The organism is Phenylobacterium conjunctum, assembly GCF_042679085.1.
GTDB classification, from domain to species: Bacteria; Pseudomonadota; Alphaproteobacteria; order Caulobacterales; family Caulobacteraceae; genus Phenylobacterium; species Phenylobacterium conjunctum.
In genome coordinates this window covers 1-4087 of record NZ_JBHTLQ010000104.1, presented here as the reverse complement: position 1 = coordinate 4087, position 4087 = coordinate 1, and the positions used below count along the sequence as shown (strand labels likewise).

Sequence of the window (4087 nt, the reverse complement as noted above, 5' to 3'; positions counted from 1 at the left end):
CGCTGTCGGCCCGGGCCTCGGCGGCCAGGCGGCGCCCTGCGGCCCAGGCGCCGCCCTCGAGCACGCGGGCCAGGGGGAAGGCCTCAGCGGTGACCCCCAGGCGCTCGCGCACCATGGGAGCGATGCGGTCCAGCAGGGCGACGGTCATGGCCCGCCAGGCGACGATGAAGGGCTCGGACACCTCATGGCGGCGGGCGAGGTCGGCGGGGTCAGTGGGGGTCAGCACGCCCATGTCCACGAACAGGCCGCCATTGCGGTATTCGGCCAGGCCGGTCAGGCCGTCGATGTCGGTGACGGTGATCCCGGCGGCCTCCAGCGGCTCGATCAGGCTGTAGGCCAGCCATTGGGAGAGCTTGTGCAGGGGCACGAGTTCGTCGGTCTCGTCAGCGCGCCTCAGGGCCGGATGGCGCCAGGTGTCGCCCAGCGGCACGCCCTTCAGGCTCAGCCGGTTCGGCCAGATGGGGCCGAGGGCTTCGAGCAGGGCCTCCAGGATGGCCGTCGCCGGCAGCCGGCCCTCGACGCTGCGGCGGACCAGCAGGTCATAGAGGCCGCCCGGGCGGGGATCGCCCCTTAGGGCGAACAGGTCGGGCCTGGCGCGGGTCTGGTCGCCCAGCCGGCGCAGCAGGGCGGCGCGGCCCTCGACGCCGACCAGGGGATTGTCGGCGCTGATCTGGAAGCCGGCGGCCAGGGCCTGGGGCGTCACCGCCGAAAGGGCGTCGGCCCTGAGCGCATAGGGCATGTCGGAGAAGGCGCCAGCCTCGAACATCCGCAAGGAGGCGACCGCCAGGCCCTCGGAGCGGGCGCAGATCGCCCCGGTCTCCGGATCGCGGTAGCGCCAGGCCATGCCGGCGCCGGCGTCCAGCAGCACCGAGACGATGGCCAGGTCAAAGGCGGCGCGGGCCGGCTCGGCGGGATCCGGCCAGTCGGTCCGCGCGGCGGTCTCGGCCCAGAGGTCGCCGTCCTGCAGCACGAAGTGGCGCCAGCGGGCGTGGAAGGGGACCTGCAGGCTCGGAAAGCGCTCGCGGGTCACCTGGGCCACCAGGTCTGCGGCCGGCTCCAGCCGCGACAGGTCCAGGCGCCAGTCGGCCAGGATCCCGTCCTCGGCCAGGCTGAGCATCTCGTGGCCGCGCTCGCGCACGGCGGCGGCGGTGAGCAGGGTCTGAACGGCGGACAGGGTCAGAAGTCCTTCAGGTCGCGGCCAACCACGCGGGTCAGGTCCTCCGAGGTCGGCGCCGGCTCAGGCGTGTAGTAGCCGGCCGCCTTCTTGGCCTCGATCTCCACCGAGGCGTCCTGGGGCACCAGCTCGTCGGGGATGGGGACGCGCTCGCCGATGGTGATCCCGGCCTCGGTCAGGGCGTCGTGCTTCATGTTCGACATGGAGACGAAGCGGTCGATGTGGGCGATCCCCAGCCAGTGCAGGACGTCGGGCATCAGCTGCTGGAAGCGGGCGTCCTGGACGCCTGCCACGCACTCGGTGCGCTCGAAATAGGTGGCCGCCTGGTCGCCGCCCGGCTGGCGCTTGCGGGCGTTGTAGACCAGGAATTTGGTCACCTCGCCCAGGGCCCGGCCCTCCTTGCGGTTATAGACGATCAGCCCGACCCCGCCCGCTTGGGCCTGGCGGGCGCACTCCTCGATCCCGTGGGTCAGGTAGGGGCGGCAGGTGCAGATGTCCGAGCCGAACACGTCCGAGCCATTGCACTCATCATGCACCCGGCAGGTCAGCGGCGCGCGGCCGAGCAGGGCCGGGTCGCCCATGATGTAGAGGGTGATCCCGCCGATGGGGGGCAGGAAGACCTTCAGGTCTGGCCGGGTGACCAGCTCCGGATACATGCCGCCGGTCTGTTCGAAGAGGGTGCGCCGCAGCTGGGTTTCGGACACCCCGAACCGGTCGGCGACGCCGGGCAGCCACCAGACCGGATCCAGGGCCGCCTTGGTGACGGCGATGTCGCCCTCAGGGCGCAGCACGGTCCCGTCGGGGGTCAGCCGGTCCTTGGCGATGGCCTCCTGAATCTCCGGCAAGGTCAGGCGGGCCTTGGTGACGGCGATGGTCGGGCGAATGTCGACGCCCTCGGCGATCTCGGCGGCGAAGTCCTGGGCCACCCGGTGACCGTAGGGGTCCAGGGAGACGATCCTGTCTGGATCCGACCACTGCGGGTGCGGGCCGATCTGGGCGGTGGGGGCTGTGTCGGTCAGGTCCGGGCGGACCAGGGGATTGAGCGCGCCGGCCGAGATGGCCAGGGCCCGATAGACCGAATAGGCGCCGCCATGGGCGCCGATGGCGTTGCGGTCCGGCCCTGAATTGACCGTGGCGATGACGGGGCCGCGGCCCCTGGCGCTGTCCGCGCCCCAGGTGATCGGGAAGCGGCTGGCCGGGCCGGCGCCCGGGTGGGAGGTCAGGCGGATGTGACCTTGCTGGTTCGTGCTCATGGCGTCCTTCCGGCCTGCACGAAGGCGGGCCCGAAAAAGCAGAAGGCCCCTCACCGGTTTCCGCCGGCAAGGGGCCTTTGGGAGATGAGACTGCGCCTAAGTGGCTGTATTGGCAAGGGGATCGCGGAAGCATGGTAAATCGCCGCTTCACGGCGCGCGAAACCCAAGGTCTAGTTGGAAAAAACAAGACCAGTTTCCGGGAACGCCTCATGCCGCTTCGTCGCCTGTTCATCGCCAATCGCGGCGAGATCGCCATCCGCATCGCCAGGACCGCGAAGGAGATGGGGCTTGAGGTGGTGACCGCCTATTCGGCCGACGATGCGGGCTCGCCGCACCGGCAGGCCGGGGATGCGGCCGCCGCCCTGCCGGGCGCCGGGCCGCGGGCCTATCTCGACATCGCCGCCGTGGTGCAGGCGGCGAAGGACGCAGGCTGTGACGCCATGCATCCCGGCTATGGCTTTCTCTCAGAGTCCGCCGCCTTCGCCAGGGCGTGCGCGGCGGCCGGCCTGACCTTTGTCGGCCCCTCGGCGGAGACCCTCGACCTGTTCGGCGACAAGGCTCAGGCCCGCGCGTTGGCTGAGCGCGAAGGCGTGCCGCTGGCGCCCGCCACCGGCGGCGGTGCGACCCTGGCCCAGGTGCGGGCCTTCCAGGACGCGCAGGGGCCGGAAGGCGACATCATGCTGAAGGCGGTGGCCGGCGGCGGCGGCAAGGGCATGCGCCGGGTCCCGGCCGGCGAGGACCCGGCCGGCGCCTATGAACTCTGCGCCCGCGAGGCGGAGGCCGCCTTCGGCGATCCTCGGCTCTACGCCGAGCTCTATATCGGCCGCGCCCGGCATATCGAGGTGCAGGTGGTGGGCGACGGCGCCGAGGTCGTGGCGGTGCATGATCGGGAATGCTCCCTGCAGCGCCGCCACCAGAAGATCATCGAGATCGCGCCCGCCCCGCATGTGCCAGCCGATGTGCGGGCGCGGCTGCGCGACGCCGCCCTGGCCCTGGCGCGGGCGGCGAAGCTCAAGGGCCTGGCGACGGTGGAGTTCCTGCTGGACGCCGATGGGCGCGAGACCTGCGCCTTTCTGGAGGTGAACCCCCGGCTGCAGGTGGAGCACACGGTGACCGAGGCCGTCACCGGCCTGGACCTGGTGGAGATCCAGCTGCGGATCGCCGGCGGCGCAAGCCTGGCTGAGGCGGGCCTGGTCGAGATCCCGGCGCCGCGCGGCTCCGCCGTCCAGCTGCGGGTGAACCTGGAGACCCTGTCGGCGGACGGAACCTTGAGCGGCGGCGGGGGCGGGACGATCCTGCGCTATGAGCCGCCGTCGGGTCCTGGCGTGCGCGTCGATGGCTATGGCCGCGGCGGCTACGCCACCAGTCCGTCCTTCGATTCCCTGATCGCCAAGCTGATCGTGCATTCGGCGTCAGAGGACCTGGCTGTGGCGCTGGCCAAGGCCGAGCGGGCGGCGCGGGAGTTCGTGATCACCGGGGTCGACACCAACCTGCCCCTGCTGCGCGCCCTCCTGGAGCGGCCGGAGGTGGCCGACGCCCAGGCCTCGACCGCCTTTATCGAGGCGAACCTGCCTCTGCTGGCCGCCCGCGCCGCCGAACTGGCGCCCGCGCCGGACGCCGCCGTCCAGGCCCAGGCCGCCGCGGTGGTCGGGGCCGCGCC

3 protein-coding genes are annotated in these 4087 nt (G+C 72.1%); 1 reads left to right on the top strand and 2 read right to left on the bottom strand.

The features are described 5' to 3' along the window. Together ACFQ27_RS20620 and ACFQ27_RS20615 are read right to left on the bottom strand one after the other, a co-directional pair. The coding region (locus ACFQ27_RS20620; protein ID WP_377354892.1) for a DUF1688 family protein at positions 1 to 1138 on the bottom strand (1138 nt) is incomplete at its 3' end. 38 nt (positions 1139 to 1176) lie between these two features. Further along, on the bottom strand, positions 1177 to 2427 hold the full coding sequence (locus ACFQ27_RS20615; protein ID WP_377354891.1) for a GTP cyclohydrolase II: 1251 nt from the start codon (positions 2425 to 2427) through the stop codon (positions 1177 to 1179). Positions 2428 to 2636: 209 nt separating this feature from the next. Between ACFQ27_RS20615 and ACFQ27_RS20610 the strand changes: the two genes are divergently transcribed. Continuing rightward, on the top strand, positions 2637 to 4087 hold a 1451-nt coding region (locus tag ACFQ27_RS20610; protein ID WP_377354890.1), incomplete at its 3' end, for an ATP-binding protein.

What these genes read in the sequence shown, in the direction of transcription:
- ACFQ27_RS20615 (WP_377354891.1), bottom strand. Translation starts at nt 2,427, where the DNA reads ATGAGCACGAACCAGCAAGGTCACATCCGCCTGACCTCCCACCCGGGC.